Origin of the sequence: Stutzerimonas frequens, from assembly GCF_024448335.1 — a bacterium.
Taxonomy (GTDB): Bacteria; Pseudomonadota; Gammaproteobacteria; order Pseudomonadales; family Pseudomonadaceae; genus Stutzerimonas; species Stutzerimonas frequens.
On record NZ_JAMOHM010000012.1, the window covers coordinates 105,850 to 126,360 of the forward strand.

At 59.2% G+C, this 20,511-nt stretch carries 32 protein-coding genes; 1 reads left to right on the forward strand and 31 read right to left on the reverse strand.

What is annotated here, in order from left to right:
* Position 1: 1 nt before the first annotated feature.
* A complete protein-coding gene (locus NAO55_RS16370) occupies positions 2–493 on the reverse strand; it encodes a single-stranded DNA-binding protein (RefSeq protein WP_003281797.1) in 492 nt (163 codons plus the stop codon).
* Between the two features lie 162 nt (positions 494–655).
* Positions 656–2,023, reverse strand: a complete 1,368-nt coding sequence (locus NAO55_RS16375) for an MFS transporter (RefSeq protein WP_102840423.1) — start codon at positions 2,021–2,023, stop codon at positions 656–658.
* Positions 2,024–2,154: 131 nt separating this feature from the next.
* Here NAO55_RS16375 and uvrA point away from each other — a divergent pair, with 131 nt between their 5' ends.
* On the forward strand, positions 2,155–4,992 hold the full coding sequence (gene uvrA, locus NAO55_RS16380; RefSeq protein WP_102840422.1) for an excinuclease ABC subunit UvrA: 2,838 nt from the start codon (positions 2,155–2,157) through the stop codon (positions 4,990–4,992).
* 66 nt (positions 4,993–5,058) lie between these two features.
* Here the strand turns inward: uvrA and NAO55_RS16385 are convergent, their stop codons facing one another.
* The 29 genes from NAO55_RS16385 to rpsJ form a co-directional block, all read right to left on the reverse strand.
* Positions 5,059–6,516 (reverse strand): catalase, encoded by a 1,458-nt coding sequence (locus NAO55_RS16385; protein WP_102840421.1) that lies wholly within the window; start codon positions 6,514–6,516, stop codon positions 5,059–5,061.
* 161 nt (positions 6,517–6,677) lie between these two features.
* A complete protein-coding gene (gene rplQ, locus NAO55_RS16390; protein WP_011912000.1) occupies positions 6,678–7,067 on the reverse strand; it encodes a 50S ribosomal protein L17 in 390 nt (129 codons plus the stop codon).
* 45 nt (positions 7,068–7,112) lie between these two features.
* Positions 7,113–8,114: a DNA-directed RNA polymerase subunit alpha gene (locus NAO55_RS16395; RefSeq protein WP_003293045.1), complete on the reverse strand. Its 1,002-nt coding sequence runs from the start codon at positions 8,112–8,114 to the stop codon at positions 7,113–7,115.
* Between the two features lie 22 nt (positions 8,115–8,136).
* Positions 8,137–8,757: a 30S ribosomal protein S4 gene (gene rpsD, locus NAO55_RS16400; RefSeq protein WP_011911999.1), complete on the reverse strand. Its 621-nt coding sequence runs from the start codon at positions 8,755–8,757 to the stop codon at positions 8,137–8,139.
* Positions 8,758–8,774: 17 nt separating this feature from the next.
* Entirely contained in the window at positions 8,775–9,164 is a 390-nt protein-coding gene (gene rpsK / locus NAO55_RS16405; protein WP_003281811.1) for a 30S ribosomal protein S11, read from the reverse strand.
* A 30-nt stretch (positions 9,165–9,194) separates the two neighbouring features.
* On the reverse strand, positions 9,195–9,551 hold the full coding sequence (rpsM, locus tag NAO55_RS16410) for a 30S ribosomal protein S13 (protein WP_003289190.1): 357 nt from the start codon (positions 9,549–9,551) through the stop codon (positions 9,195–9,197).
* Between the two features lie 129 nt (positions 9,552–9,680).
* Positions 9,681–9,797 (reverse strand): 50S ribosomal protein L36, encoded by a 117-nt coding sequence (gene rpmJ / locus NAO55_RS16415; protein WP_043217073.1) that lies wholly within the window; start codon positions 9,795–9,797, stop codon positions 9,681–9,683.
* Between the two features lie 29 nt (positions 9,798–9,826).
* Positions 9,827–11,155, reverse strand: a complete 1,329-nt coding sequence (gene secY, locus NAO55_RS16420) for a preprotein translocase subunit SecY (protein WP_063544065.1) — start codon at positions 11,153–11,155, stop codon at positions 9,827–9,829.
* Complete coding sequence (gene rplO, locus NAO55_RS16425; protein ID WP_003293041.1) at positions 11,156–11,590, reverse strand: 50S ribosomal protein L15; 435 nt, start codon at positions 11,588–11,590, stop codon at positions 11,156–11,158.
* A 2-nt stretch (positions 11,591–11,592) separates the two neighbouring features.
* Positions 11,593–11,775, reverse strand: coding sequence for a 50S ribosomal protein L30 (rpmD, locus tag NAO55_RS16430; protein WP_003289195.1), 183 nt, complete (start codon positions 11,773–11,775; stop codon positions 11,593–11,595).
* Positions 11,776–11,777: 2 nt separating this feature from the next.
* Positions 11,778–12,278 carry a 30S ribosomal protein S5 gene (rpsE, locus tag NAO55_RS16435; protein ID WP_003293040.1) on the reverse strand — a complete coding sequence of 167 codons (501 nt, stop codon included), beginning with the start codon at positions 12,276–12,278 and terminating at the stop codon, positions 11,778–11,780.
* Between the two features lie 3 nt (positions 12,279–12,281).
* Positions 12,282–12,632, reverse strand: a complete 351-nt coding sequence (gene rplR, locus NAO55_RS16440; RefSeq protein ID WP_003293038.1) for a 50S ribosomal protein L18 — start codon at positions 12,630–12,632, stop codon at positions 12,282–12,284.
* 10 nt (positions 12,633–12,642) lie between these two features.
* The gene (rplF, locus tag NAO55_RS16445) at positions 12,643–13,176 is read right to left on the reverse strand and encodes a 50S ribosomal protein L6 (protein ID WP_063544063.1); all 534 of its coding nucleotides are present in this window, start codon (positions 13,174–13,176) and stop codon (positions 12,643–12,645) included.
* 12 nt (positions 13,177–13,188) lie between these two features.
* A complete protein-coding gene (gene rpsH / locus NAO55_RS16450) occupies positions 13,189–13,581 on the reverse strand; it encodes a 30S ribosomal protein S8 (protein WP_003293036.1) in 393 nt (130 codons plus the stop codon).
* A gap of 179 nt (positions 13,582–13,760) precedes the next feature.
* Positions 13,761–14,066, reverse strand: a complete 306-nt coding sequence (gene rpsN, locus NAO55_RS16455; RefSeq protein WP_063544061.1) for a 30S ribosomal protein S14 — start codon at positions 14,064–14,066, stop codon at positions 13,761–13,763.
* 13 nt (positions 14,067–14,079) lie between these two features.
* The gene (gene rplE / locus NAO55_RS16460; RefSeq protein WP_102840420.1) at positions 14,080–14,619 is read right to left on the reverse strand and encodes a 50S ribosomal protein L5; all 540 of its coding nucleotides are present in this window, start codon (positions 14,617–14,619) and stop codon (positions 14,080–14,082) included.
* Positions 14,620–14,638: 19 nt separating this feature from the next.
* Positions 14,639–14,953 (reverse strand): 50S ribosomal protein L24, encoded by a 315-nt coding sequence (gene rplX, locus NAO55_RS16465; RefSeq protein WP_003304067.1) that lies wholly within the window; start codon positions 14,951–14,953, stop codon positions 14,639–14,641.
* A gap of 11 nt (positions 14,954–14,964) precedes the next feature.
* Positions 14,965–15,333: a 50S ribosomal protein L14 gene (gene rplN, locus NAO55_RS16470; protein ID WP_003281831.1), complete on the reverse strand. Its 369-nt coding sequence runs from the start codon at positions 15,331–15,333 to the stop codon at positions 14,965–14,967.
* Positions 15,334–15,356: 23 nt separating this feature from the next.
* A complete protein-coding gene (gene rpsQ, locus NAO55_RS16475) occupies positions 15,357–15,623 on the reverse strand; it encodes a 30S ribosomal protein S17 (protein ID WP_003281832.1) in 267 nt (88 codons plus the stop codon).
* A 2-nt stretch (positions 15,624–15,625) separates the two neighbouring features.
* On the reverse strand, positions 15,626–15,817 hold the full coding sequence (rpmC, locus tag NAO55_RS16480) for a 50S ribosomal protein L29 (RefSeq protein WP_003281834.1): 192 nt from the start codon (positions 15,815–15,817) through the stop codon (positions 15,626–15,628).
* Positions 15,817–16,230 (reverse strand): 50S ribosomal protein L16, encoded by a 414-nt coding sequence (gene rplP, locus NAO55_RS16485; protein WP_003281836.1) that lies wholly within the window; start codon positions 16,228–16,230, stop codon positions 15,817–15,819. Before rplP ends, rpmC begins: the two co-directional genes overlap by 1 nt.
* Positions 16,231–16,242: 12 nt before the next feature.
* Complete coding sequence (gene rpsC / locus NAO55_RS16490; protein ID WP_003289210.1) at positions 16,243–16,929, reverse strand: 30S ribosomal protein S3; 687 nt, start codon at positions 16,927–16,929, stop codon at positions 16,243–16,245.
* A 13-nt stretch (positions 16,930–16,942) separates the two neighbouring features.
* The gene (gene rplV / locus NAO55_RS16495) at positions 16,943–17,275 is read right to left on the reverse strand and encodes a 50S ribosomal protein L22 (protein WP_003304070.1); all 333 of its coding nucleotides are present in this window, start codon (positions 17,273–17,275) and stop codon (positions 16,943–16,945) included.
* 13 nt (positions 17,276–17,288) lie between these two features.
* A complete protein-coding gene (gene rpsS / locus NAO55_RS16500) occupies positions 17,289–17,564 on the reverse strand; it encodes a 30S ribosomal protein S19 (protein ID WP_003293029.1) in 276 nt (91 codons plus the stop codon).
* 16 nt (positions 17,565–17,580) lie between these two features.
* Positions 17,581–18,402 (reverse strand): 50S ribosomal protein L2, encoded by an 822-nt coding sequence (gene rplB, locus NAO55_RS16505; protein WP_063544057.1) that lies wholly within the window; start codon positions 18,400–18,402, stop codon positions 17,581–17,583.
* A 14-nt stretch (positions 18,403–18,416) separates the two neighbouring features.
* Positions 18,417–18,716, reverse strand: a complete 300-nt coding sequence (gene rplW, locus NAO55_RS16510) for a 50S ribosomal protein L23 (protein WP_003281842.1) — start codon at positions 18,714–18,716, stop codon at positions 18,417–18,419.
* On the reverse strand, positions 18,713–19,315 hold the full coding sequence (gene rplD, locus NAO55_RS16515; RefSeq protein ID WP_049326038.1) for a 50S ribosomal protein L4: 603 nt from the start codon (positions 19,313–19,315) through the stop codon (positions 18,713–18,715). Before rplD ends, rplW begins: the two co-directional genes overlap by 4 nt.
* Before the next feature lie 12 nt (positions 19,316–19,327).
* Complete coding sequence (rplC, locus tag NAO55_RS16520; protein WP_063544055.1) at positions 19,328–19,963, reverse strand: 50S ribosomal protein L3; 636 nt, start codon at positions 19,961–19,963, stop codon at positions 19,328–19,330.
* 82 nt (positions 19,964–20,045) lie between these two features.
* Complete coding sequence (gene rpsJ, locus NAO55_RS16525; RefSeq protein WP_003186070.1) at positions 20,046–20,357, reverse strand: 30S ribosomal protein S10; 312 nt, start codon at positions 20,355–20,357, stop codon at positions 20,046–20,048.
* Positions 20,358–20,511 lie beyond the last annotated feature (154 nt).

A 20,511-nucleotide genomic window follows, 5' to 3' on the forward strand; every position in this document is an offset into this window, starting at 1 on the left:
CTCAGAAGGGGATGTCGTCGTCGAAGCTGTCATAGTCCGGCGCGGGCTGCTGCCGGGCAGCAGGCTGCTGCGGCTGAGCCTGCTGACGCGGGGCCTGCTGCGGCTCGCGCTGCGGACGCGGCTGGCGTGGTGCGTCATCGGAGCTACCGCCACGGCCGCCGAGCAGCTGCATGGTGCCGTTCATGTCAACGACGATCTCGGTGGTATAGCGCTTGACGCCATCCTTCTCCCACTCGCGCGTCTGCAGGCGACCTTCGATGTAGCACTGCGACCCCTTGCGCAGGTACTCGCCGGCGATCTCCGCGACCTTGCCGAACAGCACTACACGGTGCCACTCGGTGCGCTCTTGCAGCTGACCGGTCTGCTTGTCTTTCCAGCTGTCGGTGGTTGCCAGCGTGATGTTGGTCACCGCATTGCCATTGGGCATGTAGCGGGTTTCCGGGTCGCCGCCGACATTGCCGATCAAGATGACTTTGTTCACCCCTCTGGCCATGGGTAACTCCTCTTGGAACATATGATTTAAATGGGCACCAGAGGCGATCCTGCCTCCAAAAACCCGATGACCGCGAATCTTACCTCAGCCACCCCTGACAACCAACCGACGCGCCCTCAAGTTGCGCCCCGGCATGCACTGCGGCGTCCTCTGCGCCAGCGTTCAGGCGACCAGGCGGTCGAGTGCGTCCCTATCCAGATACAGCGTATCGACCTTCACATAGGCCGCCGCCTCGTCAAGCACGATCAGCACATCGCTCACGCCAGGCACGTGCAGCAGGTCGGCCTCGAGCCGGGTGTTGCTCAGCGCGCCGGCCGAAAGTGGCAGGCGCAGGCTGGTGACATAGGGAGGCTCGCGCATGCTGAAGGCGATCACGAACCACAGTGCGCAGAGTGCCGCGCAGCCAGCGAACACCAGGGCCAGCCCGCCCTGCTGATAGAGCATGCCGCCCAGGACGCCGCCCAGCCCGGCACCGAGGAACTGACTGGTGGAATAGACCCCCATGGCGGTGCCCTTGCCGCCGGCCGGCGCTACCTTGCTGATCAAGGATGGCAGCGAGGCTTCAAGCAGATTGAAGGCCACGAAGAAGGCGACCATGCCTATCACCAGCATCCACAGGCCATTGCCAAACCACCAGAAGAACAGCTCGCACAACAGCAGCGCAGAGACGGCACCGAGCAACACGCGGCGCATCTGGCGCTTCTTCTCGCCATAGATGATGAACGGGACCATGCCGAAGAAGCCGATCAACAACGCGGTGAGGTAGACCCACCAGTGCTCGTCCTTGGGCAGTGCCCCCTGCTCCACCAGCGCCAGCGGCAGCGCGACGAAACTCGCCATGAGGATCGCGTGTAATGCCAGGATGCTGAAATCCAGGCGCAACAGATCCGGATGACGCAGCGTCATACCCAGCGCCTGCTTGGCAACGCCGGATTCGCGATGGCGGACATGCACCTGGGCCTTGGGCAGCACCGTCACGATTACGCCACCGAGCACCGCCATCGCCGCCGTCACCCAGAACAACCCGGAAAGGCCGAAGGCGCGCGTCAGCAAGGGCCCGATGATCATCGCCACTGCAAAGGACAGGCCGATGCTCACCCCGATCAGCGCCATCGCCTTGGTTCGATGCTGCTCGCGGGTTAGGTCGGAGAGCAAGGCCATCACCGCGGCGGAGATCGCACCGGCGCCCTGCAGCACCCGTCCTGCGATTACACCCCAGATGCTGTCGGACATCGCCGCCAGCACCGCGCCGGCGGCGAAGATCGCCAGCCCGAAATAGATGATCGGCAAGCGCCCGATGCGGTCGGACAGAATACCGAAGGGAATTTGCAGCAGCGCCTGGGTCAAACCATAGGCACCGATGGCCAATCCGATCAGGGTCGGCGTTGCGCCGTCCAGATCCATACCGTAGGTCGCCAGCACGGGCAAAACCATGAACATGCCGAGCATGCGGAAAGCGAACACCAGCGCCAGCCCGGAGGCTGCGCGAGTTTCGCTGGCGCTCATGCGCTCGCTGTAGGGGTCCTGCATGGAGGGTCTCGCTTGTATGAACCGGCGGCGATTCTAGCAGCCCTACCCTGTTCGGCACAGGCGCACGGTTTTGCCGCGGCTGTTACCCCGGCCGTATACTTTCGGGTTTTCGCCCGCCACGCGAGGCTGTTTTGGACAAGATTCTGATTCGTGGGGCCCGCACCCACAACTTGAAGAACATCGATCTCACCCTGCCACGCGACAAGCTGATCGTCATAACCGGCCTCTCCGGCTCCGGCAAGTCTTCGCTGGCGTTCGATACGCTTTATGCCGAAGGCCAGCGCCGCTACGTCGAATCGCTCTCGGCCTACGCCCGGCAGTTCCTCTCGATGATGGAAAAGCCTGATGTCGATACCATCGAAGGGCTCTCCCCGGCCATTTCCATCGAGCAAAAATCAACCTCACACAACCCGCGCTCCACCGTCGGTACCATCACCGAGATCTACGACTACCTGCGCCTGCTCTACGCACGGGTCGGCACGCCGCGTTGCCCGGACCATGATGCACCGCTGGAAGCGCAGACCGTCAGCCAGATGGTCGACCAGGTGCTGGCACTGCCCGAGGGCCGCAAGCTGATGCTGCTGGCTCCGGTCATCCGCGAGCGCAAGGGCGAGCACCTGGCGGTGTTCGATGAGCTGCGTGCCCAGGGCTTCGTCCGCGCCCGCGTCAACGGCCGCCTCTATGAGCTGGACGAACTGCCCAAGCTGGACAAACAGAAGAAGCACTCCATCGATGTCGTGGTGGATCGCTTCAAGGTTCGCGGCGACCTGCAGCAGCGTCTGGCCGAATCCTTCGAGACGGCGCTGAAACTGGCGGACGGCATCGCGCTGGTCGCGCCCATGGAGGAGGATGACGAAGGCGAGGAGATGATCTTCTCGGCGCGATTCGCCTGCCCGATCTGCGGTCACTCCATCAGCGAGCTGGAACCCAAGCTGTTCTCTTTCAACAATCCGGCAGGGGCCTGCCCGACCTGCGATGGCCTCGGAGTGAAGCAGTTTTTCGATGCCAAGCGCCTGGTCAACGGCGAGCTGACCCTGGCCGAGGGCGCGATTCGCGGCTGGGACCGGCGCAACGTCTACTATTTCCAGATGCTCGGTTCACTGGCCTCGCATTACGGCTTCAGCCTGGACGAACCCTTCGACTCGCTGGCAGCTGACCATCAGAAGTACATTTTGCGTGGCAGTGGCCGTGAGAACGTCGAGTTCCGCTATCTCAACGACCGCGGCGACATCGTCAAACGTTCGCACCCGTTCGAAGGCATCATCCCCAACCTCGAGCGTCGCTACCGCGAGACCGAATCCAATTCCGTACGCGAGGAGCTGGCCAAATACCTCAGCACCCAGCCCTGCCCGGAATGCCGCGGCACGCGCTTGCGCCGCGAAGCCCGCCACGTATGGGTCGGCGACAAGACCCTGCCGGCAGTCACGGCACTGCCCATCGGTGACGCCACCGATTATTTCGGCGGACTTTCGCTCAGCGGCCGTCGCGGCGAAATCGCCGACAAGATCCTCAAAGAGATTCGCGAGCGTCTGCAGTTCCTGGTCAACGTCGGCCTCGACTACCTGACCCTGGACCGCAGCGCGGACACGCTGTCCGGCGGCGAGGCCCAGCGCATCCGACTGGCGAGCCAGATCGGCGCCGGCCTGGTCGGCGTGATGTACATCCTCGATGAGCCGTCGATCGGCCTGCACCAGCGCGACAATGAACGCCTGCTCGGAACCCTGCGCCACCTACGCGACATCGGCAATACGGTGATCGTGGTCGAGCACGACGAGGACGCCATCCGCCTTGCCGACTACGTAGTCGACATCGGACCGGGTGCCGGCGTGCACGGCGGCCGCATCGTCGCCGAAGGCACGCCGGACGAGGTGATGGCGCACCCGAACTCGCTGACTGGCAAGTACCTGTCCGGCCGGGTAAAGATCAACTATCCGCCGGAGCGCACCCGTCGCGATTCGAAAAAGCTGCTCAAGCTCAAGGGCGCCCGTGGCAACAACCTGCGCAACGTCGATCTGGAGATCCCGGTTGGCCTGCTTACCTGCATCACCGGCGTGTCCGGCTCGGGCAAATCGACGCTGATCAACAACACACTGTTCCCGATCACCGCCACGGCACTCAATGGTGCGACCACGCTGGAGGTCGCACCCTACGATAGCTTCGATGGCCTGCAGCACCTGGACAAGGTCGTCGACATCGACCAGAGCCCCATCGGCCGCACACCCCGCTCCAACCCGGCGACCTACACCGGGCTGTTCACGCCGATTCGCGAGCTGTTCGCTGGCGTGCCGGAAGCCCGTTCGCGCGGTTACGGGCCCGGGCGCTTCTCCTTCAACGTCAAGGGTGGCCGCTGCGAAGCCTGCCAGGGCGACGGCGTGATCAAGGTGGAGATGCACTTTCTGCCGGATATCTACGTTCCCTGCGATGTGTGCAAGGGCAAGCGCTACAACCGCGAGACACTGGAGGTGAAGTACAAGGGCAAGAGCATCACCGAGGTGCTGGACATGACCATCGAGGAAGCCCGCGAATTCTTCGATCCGGTGCCGGCGGTGGCGCGCAAGCTGCAGACGCTGATGGACGTCGGGCTGTCGTACATCAAGCTGGGACAGAGCGCGACCACGCTATCCGGCGGCGAGGCGCAGCGGGTCAAGCTGTCCCGCGAACTGTCCAAGCGCGACACCGGCAAGACCCTGTACATCCTCGACGAACCCACCACCGGCCTGCATTTCGCCGACATCCAGCAACTGCTCGACGTGCTGCATCGCCTACGCGACCACGGCAACACCGTGGTGGTCATCGAGCACAACCTGGACGTGATCAAGACCGCCGACTGGCTGGTCGACCTCGGGCCGGAGGGCGGCTCCAAGGGCGGTCAGATCATCGCCAGCGGCACACCGGAAGAGGTCGCGGAAATGCCGCAGTCGCACACCGGGCATTTCCTCAAACCGCTGCTGGAGCGCGACCGCCACTGACGAGCAGGCACAAAAAAACCGGCCTCTTACGAGGCCGGTTTCTAAACGCTCCACGCTCGATATGGCTTAGGCGACTTCGTTCGGATCGATACCCAGTCCGCGAGCGACACCCGCCCCGTATGCCGGGTCGGCCTTGAAGAAGTGGCCCAGCTGACGCACCTGTACGTCACGCGAAACGCCCATCATCGCACCGACGACATTGCCGATCAGCAGGTTCTGCTGCTCGGCTGTCATCAGACGGAACAGAGCACCCGCCTGACTGAAATAATCGTCATCGGCCCTGTGGTCATACCGGTCAGCTGCGCCAGAGAGCGCAAGCGCCGGCTCGGCGTACTGCGTCGCCTGCTTGGGGGCGTCGCTATAGCTGTTCGGCTCGTAGTTGGGCGCCGAACCACCGTTGCCATCAAAACGCATCGCGCCATCACGCTGATAGTTGTGCACTGGGCAACGCGGCGCATTGACCGGAAGCTGCTGATGGTTGGTGCCGACGCGGTAACGATGGGCATCGGCGTAAGCGAATACCCGCCCCTGCAGCATGCGATCCGGCGATAGGCCGATACCCGGGACGAAGTTGCTCGGAGCAAAGGCAGCCTGTTCGACCTCGGCGAAATAGTTCTGCGGATTGCGATTCAGCTCGACTACACCCACTTCAATCAGCGGAAAGTCCTTTTGCGACCAGACCTTGGTGACGTCGAACGGATTCTCGGCACGGTTGGCAGCCTCCGCCTCGCTCATCACCTGGATGCAGAGCTTCCACCTGGGGAACTCGCCCCGCTCGATCGCGTGGAAAAGATCGCGCTGCGCATAATCGGGATCGCTGCCGGCAAGGCGTGCCGCCTCGCTCGGATGCAGGTTTTTGATCCCTTGCATGCTCTTGAAGTGGAACTTCACCCAGTGCCGCTCGCCTTCACCGTTGACCAGGCTGAAGGTGTGGCTGCCGAAGCCGTGCATGAACCGATAACCATCCGGGATGCCGCGATCGGAAAACAGGATGGTGACCTGATGCAACGCCTCGGGTGAGTGCGACCAGAAGTCCCACATCATCTGCGGGCTCTTCAGATTGGTCCATGGGTCACGCTTTTGCGTATGGATGAAATCCGGAAATTTCAGCGGATCGCGGATGAAGAAGACCGGCGTGTTGTTACCTACCACGTCCCAATTGCCTTCCTCGGTATAGAATTTCACCGCGAAGCCGCGAGGATCACGCTCGGTATCCGCCGAGCCGCGCTCACCCCCTACCGTGGAAAAGCGCAGGAACAAGGGCGTCTGCTTGCCAACGGCCTCGAACAGCTTGGCGCGGGTGAGGTGAGTTATGTCTGCGGTCACGGTAAGCGTGCCGTAGGCGCCGGAGCCCTTGGCGTGCACACGACGCTCCGGAATGACTTCGCGATTGAAATGGGCGAGCTTTTCGACCAGGTGGAAGTCATCCAGCAACAAAGGGCCACGAGGCCCGGCCGAACGAGAATTCTGATTGTCGGCAACGGGGGCGCCACCAGCGGTGGTGAGGGTCTTGCCTAGGCTCATGCTGTATCTCCTTGAACATACCGGTGAAATCGGCTTGAGGAGAATTCTAACGAGACGCCACTAAAGAACTAATTTATTAAACGAACCAGCCTGATAGAACAGAGCCATTGCTTAGACAATAAAAAACCGGGCCTAGGCCCGGTTCTTCATACAGCGGCCGATTACTCGGCTGCGGCTTCGACCTCACCAGCGACCGGACGGTCAACCAGCTCGACGTAAGCCATAGGTGCGTTGTCCCCTGCGCGGAAACCGCACTTGAGGATGCGCAGATAGCCGCCCTGACGGGTGGCGTAGCGCTTGCCCAGATCGTTGAACAGCTTGCCTACGGCAGCTTTCGAGCGGGTACGGTCGAAAGCCAGGCGGCGGTTGGCAACGCTGTCTTCCTTGGCCAGGGTGATCAGCGGCTCGGCAACGCGACGCAGTTCCTTGGCCTTGGGCAGGGTGGTCTTGATCAGTTCGTGCTCGAACAGCGACACCGCCATGTTCTGGAACATGGCCTTGCGGTGGGCGCTGGTGCGGCTCAGATGACGGCCACTTTTACGATGACGCATGATTGAAATTCCTTACCAAACGTTCAGTTCGGTTACTGGGGGCGATCAGGCAGTGGCCTTATCGTCCTTCTTGAGACTTGCCGGCGGCCAGTTATCCAGGCGCATACCGAGGGACAAACCACGCGAAGCCAGAACGTCCTTGATCTCGGTCAGGGACTTCTTGCCCAGGTTCGGCGTTTTCAACAGCTCTACTTCGGTGCGCTGGATCAGATCACCAATGTAGTAGATGTTCTCTGCCTTGAGGCAGTTGGCCGAACGTACGGTCAGTTCCAGGTCATCAACCGGACGCAACAGGATCGGATCGATCTCGTCTTCCTGCTCGACAACCACTGGTTCGCTGTCGCCCTTCAGGTCGACGAACGCAGCCAGCTGCTGCTGCAGGATGGTCGCTGCACGACGAATCGCCTCTTCGGGATCCAGAGTGCCGTTGGTTTCCAGGTCAATGACCAGCTTGTCCAGGTTGGTGCGCTGCTCGACACGAGCATTCTCGACCACATAAGCCACGCGACGAACCGGGCTGAAGGTGGCGTCGAGCTGAAGACGACCGATGCTACGGCTTTCATCTTCGTCGCTCTGACGCGCATCAGCAGGCTCGTAACCACGGCCGCGAGCGACCTTGAGCTTCATGTTGAGCGAGCCGTTGGCCGCCAGATTGGCGATCAGGTGATCGCCATTGACGATTTCAACATCGTGATCCAGCTGGATATCGGCAGCGGTAACAGCGCCCGCGCCCTTCTTCACCAGGCTCAAGGTCACTTCATCACGGCCGTGCAGCTTGATGGCGATACCTTTGAGGTTGAGCAGGATTTCGATTACATCTTCCTGCACGCCCTCGATGGCGCTGTACTCGTGGAGCACACCGTCGATCTCAGCCTCGACCACAGCGCAGCCGGGCATGGAGGACAACAGAATACGACGCAGCGCGTTGCCCAGGGTGTGGCCAAAACCACGCTCGAGGGGCTCGAGAGTGATCTTGGCACGGGTCGGACTGACCACCTGCACATCGATATGGCGGGGGGTCAGGAACTCATTTACCGAACTCTGCATGGATACACCTATTTTCTAGCCCTTACTTGGAGTAGAGCTCGACAATCAGGTTTTCGTTGATGTCGGCGGACAGATCGCTGCGAGCCGGAACATTCTTGAAAACACCGGATTTCTTGTCGGCGTCTACTTCGACCCATTCAACGCGGCCGCGCTGTGCGCACAGCTCGAGGGCCTGGGCGATACGCAGCTGGTTACGGCACTTCTCGCGAACAGCAACCACGTCACCGGCTTTGACCTGGTAGGACGGGATGTTCACGGTCTGACCGTTGACTGTGATCGACTTGTGCGACACCAGCTGACGCGATTCGGCACGAGTGGAGCCGAAGCCCATACGGTACACGACGTTGTCCAGGCGGCATTCGAGCAGCTGCAGCAGGTTTTCGCCGGTAGCGCCCTTACGACTGGCGGCTTCCTTGTAGTAACCGCTGAACTGACGCTCCAGCACACCGTAGATGCGGCGGACTTTCTGCTTCTCGCGCAGCTGAGTGCCGTAGTCGGACAGACGGCCACGACGCTGACCATGCACACCCGGCGGGGTTTCAATGTTGCACTTGGATTCGAGCGCGCGCGCACCACTCTTCAGGAAGAGATCAGTGCCTTCACGACGAGACAGTTTGCACTTGGGACCAATATAACGAGCCATTCTTTACTGTCTCCTGATTACACGCGGCGCTTCTTCGGCGGACGGCACCCGTTATGCGGGATCGGCGTCACGTCGGTGATGCTGGCGATTTTGTAGCCGCAGGCGTTCAGAGCACGCACAGCGGATTCGCGACCCGGACCTGGGCCCTTGACGTTGACGTCGAGGTTCTTCAGACCGTACTCCAGAGCGGCCTGGCCAGCGCGCTCGGCGGCGATCTGAGCAGCGAACGGAGTGGACTTACGCGAGCCGCGGAAGCCCGAACCACCGGAGGTAGCCCAGGACAACGCATTGCCCTGACGATCAGTGATGGTCACGATGGTGTTATTGAAAGACGCGTGGATGTGGGCGATGCCATCAACCACTGTCTTTTTGACTTTTTTACGAGGACGAGCAGCAGGTTTTGCCATGACTAGATTCCTGTCGATTCGCTAACGCGATTACTTGCGGATCGGCTTGCGCGGGCCCTTACGGGTACGTGCGTTGGTCTTGGTGCGCTGACCGCGAACCGGCAGACCACGACGATGACGCAGGCCGCGATAGCAACCCAGGTCCATCAAGCGCTTGATTTTCATGTTGACTTCGCGACGCAGGTCGCCTTCAACGATGAACTTGCCGACTTCGCCACGCAGCAGTTCGACCTGCTCGTCGGAAAGATCCTTGATCTTTGCTGCCGGATTCACACCGGTAGCAGCGCAGATTTCCTGCGCGCGGGTGCGACCAACACCGTAGATGTAGGTCAGCGAGATAACAGTGTGCTTGTTATCCGGAATGTTGACGCCTGCAATACGGGCCATTCAGTGAAACTCCAATTGACAGCTACCTACGCCCCGGAAGCCAAGAAAAGGGCGCGAGATATTAACGCTGTAATAACAAATATTCAACCCGGCAGCGCACTAGCTGCCGGGTTCTCACGCTTTACACAATCAGCCTTGGCGCTGCTTGTGACGCGGTTCTGCGCTGCAGATCACGCGCACGACACCGTCGCGACGAATGACCTTGCAGTTGCGGCACAGCTTTTTAACCGATGCACGAACTTTCATCACCAACTCCTAGAACCTTACGAGCAACCTCAGCGGAGCATGCCGCTGCCGTAGCCCTTCAGGTTGGCTTTCTTCATCAGGGAATCGTACTGGTGCGACATGAGGTGCGATTGCACTTGGGACATGAAGTCCATGACAACCACAACCACGATCAGCAACGAGGTCCCACCGAGGTAGAACGGCACATTCGCTGCAACCACGAGAAACTGCGGCAACAGGCATACAGCCGTCATGTACAGGGCGCCGAACATGGTCAAGCGAGTCAGCACGCCATCGATATAACGGGCCGATTGCTCACCAGGACGAATCCCGGGAATAAACGCACCGGACTTCTTCAGATTCTCAGCAACATCCTTCGGGTTGAACATCAACGCCGTATAGAAGAAGCAGAAGAATATGATGCCAGCACTGAACAGCAGGATATTCAACGGCTGCCCTGGGGCAATCGCCTGCGAGATGTCAGCCAACCAGCCCATGCTCTCGGATTGACCGAACCACTGACCAAGCGAGGCAGGGAACAACAGGATGCTGCTAGCGAAGATGGCCGGGATAACCCCCGCCATATTCACCTTCAACGGCAAATGGCTGGTCTGCGCAGCGAAAACCTTACGACCTTGCTGCCGCTTGGCGTAGTGCACGGCGATACGCCGCTGGCCACGCTCGATGAAAACCACGAAACCGATGATTGCAACAGCCAGGAGGCCAACAGCAAGCAGCGCAATTATGTTGATGTCGCCCTGACGAGCAGACTCGAAGGACTGGCCAAGCGCGCCCGGCAACCCCGCGACGATACCAGCGAAGATCAGCATCGAGATGCCGTTACCAACGCCTCGCTCGGTGATCTGCTCACCCAGCCACATCATGAACATCGCACCAGACACGAAGGTTGTGATGGCGACGAAGTAGAAGCCGAAATCGTTGCTGAACGCGACCCCCTGACCGGCCAGACCGACGGACATGCCGACGGCCTGAACGATCGCGAGCACCAGCGTGCCGTAACGGGTGTACTGGCTGATCTTGCGACGCCCGGCCTCACCTTCTTTCTTCAACTGCTCCAGCTGCGGACTGACAGCGGTCATGAGCTGCATGATGATCGAGGCCGAAATGTACGGCATGATCCCCAATGCAAATATGCTCATGCGCTCCAGCGCGCCGCCGGAAAACATGTTGAACAAGCTAAGGATGGTCCCCTCGTTCTGACGGAACAGTTCGGCCAGTCGATCGGGATTGATCCCGGGAACAGGGATGTGTGCGCCAATCCGATAGACGATGATCGCCATGAACAGAAAGCGCAGACGAGCCCATAGTTCGGACAGACCACCATTACTCAGCGCGGAGAGAGCACCTTGCTTAGCCATTTATTCCTCGAACTTGCCGCCAGCTGCTTCGATAGCCGCACGCGCACCCTTGGTGGCTGCGATACCCTTGAGCGTCACCGCACGACCAACCTCGCCGGACAGCATGATTTTCACGCGCTGTACGTTCTGGTTGATGACGTTGGCGTCTTTCAGGCTTTGCACGGTAACGACATCACCCTCGACCTTTGCCAACTCGGAAGTACGCACTTCCGCGCGATCCATAGCCTTCAGCGAGACGAAACCGAACTTCGGCAGACGGCGGTGCAACGGCTGCTGACCACCCTCGAAACCGGGAGCAATCTTGCCACCGGAACGGGAAGTCTGACCCTTGTGACCACGGCCACCGGTCTTACCGAGACCGCTACCGATACCACGACCGGGACGCAGCTTTTCGCGACGGGCACCCGGCGCGGAACGCAGATCGTTCAATTGCATGATTAGCCCTCCACACGGAGAAGGTAATAGGCCTTGTTGATCATGCCACGGTTCTCAGGAGTATCCTGAACCTCAACGGTATGACCAATGCGACGCAGGCCCAAGCCCTTGACGCACGCCTTGTGATTGGCCAGACGGCCGTTCACGCTTTTAACCAGCGTGACTTTGACAGTAGCGTTAGCCATGGTTAGAGAATCTCCTCGACGCTCTTGCCACGCTTGGCTGCCACGGATTCGGGCGACTGCATGGCCTTTAGGCCCTTGAAGGTGGCATGCACAACGTTCACCGGATTGGTAGAGCCGTAGCACTTGGCCAGAACGTTCTGAACACCAGCAACTTCCAGCAGCGCACGCATGGCGCCACCGGCAATCACACCAGTACCTTCGGAGGCTGGCTGCATGTATACCTTGGAAGCACCATGCGCAGCCTTGGTTGGGTACTGCAGGGTAGTGCCATTCAGGTCGACCTGGATCATATTGCGGCGAGCCGCTTCCATGGCCTTCTGGATGGCAGCCGGCACTTCGCGGGACTTGCCACGGCCGAAGCCAACACGACCCTTTCCGTCTCCAACGACAGTCAGAGCGGTGAAGGTGAAGATACGGCCACCCTTTACGGTTTTTGCGACGCGGTTAACTTGAACCAGCTTCTCGATGTAGCCTTCGTCGCGCTTTTGCTCGTTATTTGCCATAACTTAGAACTCCAGCCCGCCTTCACGAGCAGCATCGGCCAGTGCTTTGACACGACCGTGGTACTTGAAGCCAGAACGGTCGAATGCAACCTGCGTTACACCAGCGGCTTTTGCACGCTCGGCAACCAGCTCGCCAACTTTCTTGGCCGCGTCGACATTGCCAGTGGCGCCATCACGCAATGCTTTGTCCAAGGTAGAGGCGCTGGCCAGAACCTTGCTGCCGTCGGCCGAAATGACCTGGGCGTAGATGTGCTGCGAAGAGCGATAGACGCACAGACGCACGGCTTCGAGCTCGTGCATTTTCAGGCGTGCTTTGCGAGCGCGACGCAGTCGAGTAACTTTTTTGTCGGTCATTTGCTATGCCCTACTTCTTCTTGGCTTCTTTACGACGGACAACTTCATCCGCGTAACGAACGCCCTTGCCCTTATAAGGTTCAGGGCGACGGAAATCGCGAATCTCCGCGGCGACCTGACCAACCAGTTGCTTATCGACACCCTTGATCAGGATCTCGGTCTGGTTCGGGGTTTCGGCGACCACACCTTCCGGCAACGCATAGTCGATCGGATGGGAGAAACCGAGCGCGAGGTTCAGCACCTGACCCTTGGCTTGCGCCTTGTAACCTACACCAACCAGCTGAAGCTTGCGCTCGAAGCCCTGGCTGACGCCGATCACCATGTTGTTGACCAGCGCACGAGTGGTACCAGCCATGGCGCGAGTCTGCTGATCACCGTTACGACCGGCAAAGCGCAGCTCGCCGGATTCTTGGATCACTTCCACAGACGGATGAACATTCAGTTCGAGAGCGCCTTTTGCGCCCTTCACCGAAAGCTGCTGACCGGACATCTTGATTTCGACGCCAGCAGGCAGCTTGACGGGGTTCTTAGCAACGCGAGACATGCTTATCCCCCCTTAGAACACAGTGCAAAGCACTTCGCCGCCAACACCAGCAGCGCGAGCAGCACGATCAGTCATCACACCCTTGTTGGTGGAGACGATCGACACGCCCAGGCCACCGCGTACTTTCGGCAACTGGTCAACGGACTTGTACTGGCGCAGGCCAGGACGACTTACGCGCTTGAGTTCTTCGATGACCGGACGGCCTTCGAAGTACTTCAGCTCGATGGACAGCTGCGGCTTGGCATCACCGCTGACCTGGTATCCCGCGATATAGCCTTCACCCTGAAGAACATTGGCTACAGCCACCTTCAGCGTGGAAGACGGCATGCTTACGACGGACTTCTCGGCCATCTGGGCATTACGGATACGAGTTAGCATGTCCGCTAACGGGTCCTGCATACTCATGGGCTCTTAGCTCCTAAAACAAAAAAATAAGCCTTAACGGCTCGTGTCGCCAATGGACAAACCCGGCAAAGTGCGAGGCTCAGGCGAGCCGAACATTCTAGAGAGTCGCCATAAACGAATCAAGCCCCACAGGGGGCTTGATCGAAAAACAAACAGGACCCGAAGGTCCTGTTGTTCTGTTACCAGCTGGCCTTGACCAGGCCCGGCACGTCACCGCGCATTGCGGCCTGACGCAGCATGTTGCGCGCGAGGCCGAACTTGCGATAGACGCCGTGCGGACGACCAGTTAGACGGCAGCGGTTGCGCAGGCGCGAAGCGCTGGCGTCACGAGGCTGCTTCTGCAGTGCGACCTGAGCTTCCCAGCGCGCTTCCGGAGAGGACTCCGGGTTTGCGATGATTGCCTTCAGTGCCGCACGCTTCTGGGCGAACTTGGCGACCGTTTGCTGACGCTTCAGCTCACGGTTCTTCATGCTTTGCTTAGCCATGTGCCTACTCCAATCAGTTACGGAACGGGAAGTTGAAGGCACGCAGCAAAGCGCGACCTTCTTCATCCGTCCGGGCAGTGGTGGTCAGAGTGATGTCCAGACCACGCAGGGCATCGATCTTGTCGTAATCGATCTCCGGGAAGATGATCTGCTCTTTCACACCCATGCTGTAGTTGCCACGTCCATCAAAGGACTTGGCGTTCAGGCCGCGGAAATCACGTACGCGCGGCAGGGAAATGGAGAGCAGGCGATCCAGGAACTCGTACATACGCTCACGACGCAGCGTCACCTTGACACCGATCGGCCAGCCTTCGCGGACCTTGAAGCCAGCGATGGACTTGCGAGCATGAGTGACCACGACCTTCTGGCCGGTAATCTTTTCCAGGTCAGCGACAGCGTTGTCGATGATCTTCTTGTCACCGATCGCCTCGCCAATACCCATGTTGAGGGTGATCTTGGTAATGCGCGGAACTTCCATCACGTTCTTAAGCTGAAGTTCTTCCTTCAGCTTGGGCGCGATTTCCTTCCGATAAACTTCTTTTAGTCGTGCCATGGTTATCTACCTAGCAGTCTCAAGCGTCAACCGGCTTCTGGGTCGACTTGAAGACACGAATTTTCTTGCCTTCTTCAACCTTGAAGCCAACACGGTCTGCCTTGTTGGTTTCGCCGTTGAAAATGGCGACGTTAGAGACGTGCAAAGGCGCCTCTTTCTCGACGATACCGCCCTGAACGCCGGACATCGGGTTCGGCTTGGTATGGCGCTTGACGAGGTTGATCCCACCGACGACCAGACGGTCGTCAGCGAGCACCTTGAGCACCTTACCGCGCTTGCCCTTGTCTTTGCCGGCGATGACGATGATCTCGTCGTTGCGACGAATCTTTTGCATGCGGCTACTCCTTACAGCACTTCAGGGGCGAGCGAGACGATCTTCATGAACTTCTCTGTACGAAGCTCACGCGTCACCGGCCCAAAGATACGGGTGCCGATAGGCTCTTGCTTGTTGTTCAACAGAACAGCAGCGTTGCCATCGAAGCGGATGATGGAACCATCGGGACGACGGACACCATGGCGGGTACGAACCACAACAGCGGTCATAACCTGGCCTTTCTTGACCTTGCCACGAGGAATCGCTTCCTTGACGGTAACCTTGATAATGTCGCCGATGCCGGCGTAACGACGGTGCGAACCGCCGAGCACCTTGATACACATGACGCGACGAGCGCCACTGTTATCAGCCACATCGAGCATGGATTGAGTCTGAATCATATAATTTCTCCGACCCCTAGCCCTTAGACTTCGACGGCACGTTCAACGACGTCAACCAGCATCCAGGTCTTGGTCTTGGCCAGCGGACGAGTCTCGCGGATGGTGACCTTGTCGCCGATACGGCACTGGTTGGTTTCGTCGTGGGCGTGCAGTTTGGTCGAACGCTTCACGTATTTGCCGTAGATCGGGTGCTTCACGCGACGCTCGATCAGTACGGTGATGGTCTTGTCCATCTTGTCGCTGACGACGCGGCCGGTCAGCGTGCGGACGGTTTTCTGAGCTTCAGCCATGATCACTTACCTGCCTGCTGGTTGAGCACAGTCTTGACACGAGCGATGTCGCGCTTGACTTGCGAGAGCAGGTGAGACTGCCCCAACTGGCCAGTCGCTTTCTGCATACGCAGATTGAACTGGTCCCGCAGCAGCTCGAGCAGTTGCTCGTTCAGCTGCTCAACGGATTTTTCACGAAGTTCATTCGCTTTCATCACATCACCGTCCGCTTAACAAAGGAGGTGGCGAGCGGCAGCTTTGCAGCGGCCAGGGCGAAAGCCTCACGCGCCAGCTCTTCGGAAACACCCTCGATCTCGTAAAGCACCTTGCCCGGCTGAATCTGGGCTACCCAGTACTCGACGCTACCCTTACCTTTACCCATACGAACTTCGAGGGGCTTCTTGGTAACGGGCTTGTCGGGGAACACGCGGATCCAGATCTTACCGCCACGCTTGACGTGACGAGTCAGCGCACGACGTGCAGCCTCGATCTGACGCGCAGTCAGACGACCACGAGAAACAGACTTCAGCGCGAACTCGCCGAAGCTGACCTTGCTACCGCGCTGAGCCAGACCACGGTTGTGGCCGGTCATCTGCTTGCGGAATTTTGTACGCTTGGGTTGCAACATTTGGCGTACCCCTTACTTAGCAGCTTTTTTACGAGGAGCAGGCGCTTGAGGCTTGAGCTCTTCATGGCGACCACCAATCACTTCGCCTTTGAAGATCCACACCTTGACACCAATCACACCGTAGGTGGTGTGCGCTTCGTAAGTGTTGTAATCGATATCGGCACGCAGGGTGTGCAGCGGCACACGACCTTCGCGATACCACTCGGTACGGGCGATTTCAGCCCCACCCAGACGACCACTGACCTGGATCTTGATGCCCTTGGCACCAATGCGCATGGCATTCTGTACGGCGCGCTTCATGGCGCGACGGAACATCACGCGACGTTCCAGCTGCTGAGCTACGCTCTGTGCAACCAGCATTGCGTCGAGCTCCGGCTTGCGGATCTCTTCGATATTGATGTGCACCGGCACACCCATTTGCTTGGTCAGGTCCTGACGCAGCTTCTCAACATCTTCACCTTTCTTGCCGATCACGATGCCGGGACGAGCGGTGTGGATGGTGATGCGTGCGGTTTGAGCCGGGCGATGGATATCGATACGGCTTACGGACGCGCTTTTTAGTTTGTCTTGGAGGTACTCACGCACGTTCAGATCTGCAAGCAGATAGTCTGCATACGTGCGGCCGTCTGCGTACCAGACGGAGGTGTGCTCCTTGACGATTCCCAGGCGAATGCCAGTGGGATGTACTTTCTGACCCATCTGATCGACTCCGTTACTTGTCCGCAACCTTGACAGTGATATGGCAAGACCGCTTGACGATGCGATCAGCGCGGCCCTTGGCACGCGGCATGATGCGCTTAAGCGAACGCCCCTCGTTGACGAAGACGGTGGAGACTTTCAGATCATCCACATCGGCGCCTTCGTTGTGCTCGGCGTTGGCAACGGCCGACTCCAGCACTTTCTTCATGATCTCGGCGGCTTTCTTGCTACTGAAAGCCAGGAGGTTGAGCGCGTCGCCCACCTTCTTCCCGCGGATCTGGTCGGCGACCAGGCGGGCTTTCTGGGCGGAGATGCGAGCGCCCGACAACTTAGCGGCTACTTCCATCTTTCCTTACCCCTTAGCGCTTGCCTTTCTTGTCCGCGACGTGCCCGCGATAAGTGCGGGTAGCAGCGAACTCGCCGAGTTTGTGGCCGACCATGTCTTCGGACACCAGGACCGGGACATGTTGACGACCGTTATGTACAGCGATGGTCAGACCGACCATTTGCGGCAGGATCATCGAACGGCGCGACCAGGTCTTGACTGGCTTGCGATCGTTCTTTTCCACCGCCGCTTCGACCTTCTTCAGTAGGTGAAGATCGATAAAAGGACCTTTTTTCAGAGAACGCGGCACTGTCGTATCCCTCTAGTTACTTGCGACGACGGACGATCATGTTATCGGTGCGCTTGTTAGTGCGGGTCTTCGCGCCCTTAGTCGGGAAGCCCCATGGCGACACCGGATGACGACCACCGGAGGTACGACCTTCACCACCACCGTGCGGGTGATCGACCGGGTTCATCGCGACACCACGAACGGTCGGACGAATGCCCTTCCAGCGCTTGGCACCAGCTTTACCCAGCGAACGCAGGCTATGCTCGGAATTCGAGACCTCGCCCAGGGTCGCACGGCACTCAGCCAGCACTTTGCGCATCTCGCCGGAACGCAGACGCAGCGTCACGTAGGAACCCTCGCGAGCGACCAGCTGAGCCGAAGCACCAGCTGAACGAGCGATCTGAGCGCCCTTGCCCGGCTTGAGCTCGACACCGTGAACGGTAGAACCCAGCGGGATGTTACGCAGCGGCAGGCTGTTACCAGCCTTGATCGGAGCATTGATGCCCGAGACCAGCTGATCGCCAGCGCTCACGCCTTTCGGCGCGATGATGTAGCGACGCTCACCGTCGGCATACTTCAGCAGCGCGATGTGCGCAGTACGGTTCGGATCGTATTCGATACGCTCGACGATGGCCGGAATGCCATCCTTGTTGCGACGAAAATCGACCAGACGATAGTGCTGCTTATGACCACCACCAATGTGGCGGGTGGTGATACGACCGTTGTTGTTACGGCCGCCAGACTTCGACTTCTTCTCGAGCAGCGGTGCGTACGGAGCGCCTTTGTGCAGCTCCTGATTGACCACCTTGACCACAAAACGGCGGCCCGCGGAAGTCGGTTTGCATTTAACGATTGCCATGATGCACCCCTTCCTTACTCAGCACTGCCGGAGAAATCGAGATCCTGGCCTGGCTGAAGAGCGATGTACGCCTTCTTCCAGTCGTTGCGCTTGCCCAGACCGCGAGCGGTTCGCTTGGTCTTACCCTGTACATTCAGGGTGTTGACCGCGGCGACCTTCACGTCGAACAGGCTCTCAACAGCCTTCTTGATTTCCAGCTTGGTTGCGTCGGTCGCAACCTTGAAAACGAATTGCTTCTTGCTGTCAGCCAGCACGGTAGCCTTCTCAGAGACGTGCGGACCAAGCAGGACTTTGAATACGCGTTCCTGGTTCATCCCAGCAGCTCCTCGAATTTCTTCACAGCCGACACGGTGATCAACACCTTGTCATAGGCGATCAGGCTGACCGGATCGGAACCCTGAACGTCACGTACGTCGACATGCGGCAGATTGCGCGCAGCGAGGTACAGGTTCTGATCGACAGCATCGGAAACGATCAGCACGTCGCTCAGACCCATACCATTGAGCTTGCTAGCAAGCGCCTTGGTCTTCGGGGCCTCGACGGCGAAATCTTCTACGACAACCAGACGCTCGGAGCGGACAAGCTCAGCAAGGATGGAACGCAGCGCAGCGCGATACATCTTCTTGTTCAGCTTCTGCTCATGGTTCTGCGGACGAGCAGCGAAAGTCACACCACCGCCACGCCAGATCGGACCACGCGTGGTACCGGCGCGCGCGCGACCGGTGCCCTTCTGGCGCCACGGACGCTTGCCACCACCAGACACGTCGGAGCGGGTTTTCTGCTGCTTGCTACCCTGACGACCGCCAGCCATGTAGGCGACGACAGCCTGGTGCACCAGCGTCTCGTTGAACTCACCACCAAAGGTGCGATCGGAGACTTCGATGGCCTGTGCGCCATTTACATTCAATTGCATGTGAACTCCCCCTTAACCGCGAGCCTTGGCGGCCGGACGCACGAACACGTCACCACCGGTGGCGCCGGGCACTGCGCCCTTGACCAACAGCAGGTTACGCTCGGCATCGACGCGCACGATTTCCAGAGACTGCACGGTTACGCGCTCGGCGCCCATGTGCCCGGACATCTTCTTGCCCTTGAATACACGACCTGGAGTCTGGCACTGACCGATAGAGCCCGGGACGCGGTGGGATACGGAGTTACCGTGGGTATTGTCCTGACCACGGAAGTTCCAGCGCTTGATGGTACCGGCAAAGCCTTTACCCTTGGACTGACCGGTGACATCCACCAGCTGCCCCGCCTGGAAAATCTCGGCATTGATCTGATCACCAACCTGGAACTCCTCGCCATCTAGGCGGAATTCCCAGACGCCACGACCAGCAGCAACGTTCGCCTTGGCGAAGTGACCGGCCTGAGCCTTGGTGACACGGGACGCGCGACGCTCACCGACAGTAACCTGCACTGCACGATAGCCATCGCTCTCTTCATTTTTGAACTGAGTGACGCGATTCGGCTCGATCTCGATGACCGTAACCGGAATAGAGACACCATCCTCGGTGAAAACGCGGGTCATGCCGCATTTACGACCGACTACACCAATAGTCATTTTGAAACCTCTTGAGTGTACGGGGCTTTCACCCGCTATGGCCGCCCATTTCAGAGCGTTACACGACTAAAACTCTCAGGTTTTAGCCGAGGCTGATCTGCACTTCCACACCAGCCGCAAGATCGAGCTTCATCAGCGCATCGACGGTTTTGTCGGTCGGCTGAACGATGTCCAGCACACGCTTGTGGGTTCGGATTTCATACTGATCGCGCGCGTCTTTGTTGACGTGCGGAGAAACCAGCACAGTGAACCGCTCTTTGCGGGTTGGCAGCGGAATCGGACCACGCACCTGAGCACCAGTACGTTTCGCGGTTTCCACGATTTCCTGGGTTGATTGATCGATCAGGCGATGGTCAAAAGCCTTCAACCGAATACGGATTTGTTGGTTTTGCATTTTGACCTCAGACTCCAAGTAGCCACCCTACCAGGCGCAATACCCCCGGTAAAAGGAGGCGCAATTGTACGGATGCGCCCATAGGGTGTCAATAAATGATCAATAATAGAAAAGGGCCCCCGAGGGGGCCCTTTTCATCATCGTCAAATATTAC

Coding starts and splice junctions, on each gene's coding strand:
- rplQ (WP_011912000.1), bottom strand. CDS start 7,067: ATGCGTCATCGTAAAAGTGGCCGTCATCTGAGCCGCACCAGCGCCCAC.
- rplB (WP_063544057.1), bottom strand. CDS start 18,402: ATGGCAATCGTTAAATGCAAACCGACTTCCGCGGGCCGCCGTTTTGTG.
- rplC (WP_063544055.1), bottom strand. CDS start 19,963: ATGACTATTGGTGTAGTCGGTCGTAAATGCGGCATGACCCGCGTTTTC.
- NAO55_RS16395 (WP_003293045.1), bottom strand. CDS start 8,114: ATGCAGAGTTCGGTAAATGAGTTCCTGACCCCCCGCCATATCGATGTG.
- rpsE (WP_003293040.1), bottom strand. CDS start 12,278: ATGGCAAATAACGAGCAAAAGCGCGACGAAGGCTACATCGAGAAGCTG.
- rplX (WP_003304067.1), bottom strand. CDS start 14,953: ATGCAAAAGATTCGTCGCAACGACGAGATCATCGTCATCGCCGGCAAA.
- rpsC (WP_003289210.1), bottom strand. CDS start 16,929: ATGGGTCAGAAAGTACATCCCACTGGCATTCGCCTGGGAATCGTCAAG.
- rpsH (WP_003293036.1), bottom strand. CDS start 13,581: ATGAGTATGCAGGACCCGTTAGCGGACATGCTAACTCGTATCCGTAAT.
- NAO55_RS16370 (WP_003281797.1), bottom strand. CDS start 493: ATGGCCAGAGGGGTGAACAAAGTCATCTTGATCGGCAATGTCGGCGGC.
- NAO55_RS16385 (WP_102840421.1), bottom strand. CDS start 6,516: ATGAGCCTAGGCAAGACCCTCACCACCGCTGGTGGCGCCCCCGTTGCC.
- rplV (WP_003304070.1), bottom strand. CDS start 17,275: ATGGAAGTAGCCGCTAAGTTGTCGGGCGCTCGCATCTCCGCCCAGAAA.
- rplE (WP_102840420.1), bottom strand. CDS start 14,619: ATGGCACGACTAAAAGAAGTTTATCGGAAGGAAATCGCGCCCAAGCTG.
- rplD (WP_049326038.1), bottom strand. CDS start 19,315: ATGCAATTGAATGTAAATGGCGCACAGGCCATCGAAGTCTCCGATCGC.
- secY (WP_063544065.1), bottom strand. CDS start 11,155: ATGGCTAAGCAAGGTGCTCTCTCCGCGCTGAGTAATGGTGGTCTGTCC.
- rpsK (WP_003281811.1), bottom strand. CDS start 9,164: ATGGCAAAACCTGCTGCTCGTCCTCGTAAAAAAGTCAAAAAGACAGTG.
- rpsN (WP_063544061.1), bottom strand. CDS start 14,066: ATGGCTAAGCAAAGCATGAAGAACCGTGAGCTGAAGCGTCAGCAAACG.
- rpmC (WP_003281834.1), bottom strand. CDS start 15,817: ATGAAAGCGAATGAACTTCGTGAAAAATCCGTTGAGCAGCTGAACGAG.
- rpsM (WP_003289190.1), bottom strand. CDS start 9,551: ATGGCCCGTATTGCAGGCGTCAACATTCCGGATAACAAGCACACTGTT.
- rpsQ (WP_003281832.1), bottom strand. CDS start 15,623: ATGGCTGAAGCTCAGAAAACCGTCCGCACGCTGACCGGCCGCGTCGTC.
- NAO55_RS16375 (WP_102840423.1), bottom strand. CDS start 2,023: ATGCAGGACCCCTACAGCGAGCGCATGAGCGCCAGCGAAACTCGCGCA.
- rpsJ (WP_003186070.1), bottom strand. CDS start 20,357: ATGCAAAACCAACAAATCCGTATTCGGTTGAAGGCTTTTGACCATCGC.
- rplP (WP_003281836.1), bottom strand. CDS start 16,230: ATGTTGCAACCCAAGCGTACAAAATTCCGCAAGCAGATGACCGGCCAC.
- rplF (WP_063544063.1), bottom strand. CDS start 13,176: ATGTCTCGCGTTGCTAAGAACCCCGTCAAGCTGCCTGCTGGCGTCGAA.
- rplN (WP_003281831.1), bottom strand. CDS start 15,333: ATGATTCAGACTCAATCCATGCTCGATGTGGCTGATAACAGTGGCGCT.
- rpmD (WP_003289195.1), bottom strand. CDS start 11,775: ATGGCTAACGCTACTGTCAAAGTCACGCTGGTTAAAAGCGTGAACGGC.
- rplO (WP_003293041.1), bottom strand. CDS start 11,590: ATGCAATTGAACGATCTGCGTTCCGCGCCGGGTGCCCGTCGCGAAAAG.
- rplR (WP_003293038.1), bottom strand. CDS start 12,632: ATGACCGACAAAAAAGTTACTCGACTGCGTCGCGCTCGCAAAGCACGC.
- rpsD (WP_011911999.1), bottom strand. CDS start 8,757: ATGGCTCGTTATATTGGTCCCAAGTGCAAACTGTCTCGTCGTGAAGGC.
- rpmJ (WP_043217073.1), bottom strand. CDS start 9,797: ATGAAAGTTCGTGCATCGGTTAAAAAGCTGTGCCGCAACTGCAAGGTC.
- rplW (WP_003281842.1), bottom strand. CDS start 18,716: ATGAACCAGGAACGCGTATTCAAAGTCCTGCTTGGTCCGCACGTCTCT.